General features: G+C 37.9%; 1 protein-coding gene. It reads right to left on the reverse strand.

The genetic code is table 11. The features are described from left to right. On the reverse strand, positions 1–1,099 hold a 1,099-nt coding region (locus HMPREF9456_RS16890; RefSeq protein WP_006844787.1), incomplete at both ends, for a PcfJ domain-containing protein.

Here is a 1,099-nt window from a genome sequence, read left to right on the forward strand (position 1 = left end):
TATGCATCATTTTACCTTCTAATATTATCTCTGCTACACTCTCCAACATACGGATACTGATAGTACCATCCGAAAATGCAAGTCCAAAGAATTTACCTTTCTGCTCTCTGAATGAATCTTCCTTTGCAATTTGCTTTTCGATTTCGGCTTGTGCATCTGCTTTGGTTCTCTTGATAACATATCTGTCGTGTTCCGCTTTTAGATCAGTCGGACAAACGTATTTTGCATTGTGCAAGTCTTTGCCAAAGAATCGAAGCATATCTATATAGTCGCACCACATAATTGCATCTTCAATTTTGTATTTGTTTCTGATAGCTATTTTGATGGATTGCCAATAACTGTCAATATTCTTCCATCCGCTATTCATTATACGTTCCAATAGCTTGGTATATCCAACCTTGATAAGTGTCTCGGCTCTGCTGTCACTCAATAGAATGCGAAATAAGTCTAATGGGTTCTGTCCGTACAACGCTTTCTTATAGCCAGTTCTTTTCAATTCGGGTATAAGCTTTTGACGTGGGTATATTTCGCCCATACTTCCTATTTTGTCATAGACGTTTATGTAAAACTTATTGTTACTATTCTCGTTTCGCAATTCCAAAGGAGTATGGAATATCCATGAATCAATACACATAGTTCCCATCGTTTGGCGAAGTCGGGCAAAAGTGGAGTGTTTCCCATCAGGGGCAATCCATCGTTGCATCACTTCGGAATATGAGAGTTTTGTCGATTCTCCTATTTTAGCATCATAGCTTAACATAATGGTGCGTACTACTTGATAGCCTTTGTGAGCCGTGATGATGTTCATATAATAACTATCATCGAATGTTCGTTTCTTGGTGGTTTTAACTATTAGCTTTGATTGACAATTTGGACATTCGCAATCTAATAATGTAATTGCAAGTTCTCCCATCCCTTCCCACGAATGTCCGCATTTCGTACAAGTGATAATTCCTTTGTCCGTTCTTCGTCCAACATATTGGATAACGTGGTCATATCCCCATTGGATTTGCGTTTTGGTAAGTTTAGGCAAACTTTTACTTGCTTCTACTACTTGTTTTTGGAGTTTATTCTTCTTATGTGAAGTTTTACATAAGCA

This window comes from Dysgonomonas mossii DSM 22836 (genome assembly GCF_000213575.1).
GTDB lineage: Bacteria > Bacteroidota > Bacteroidia > Bacteroidales > Dysgonomonadaceae > Dysgonomonas > Dysgonomonas mossii.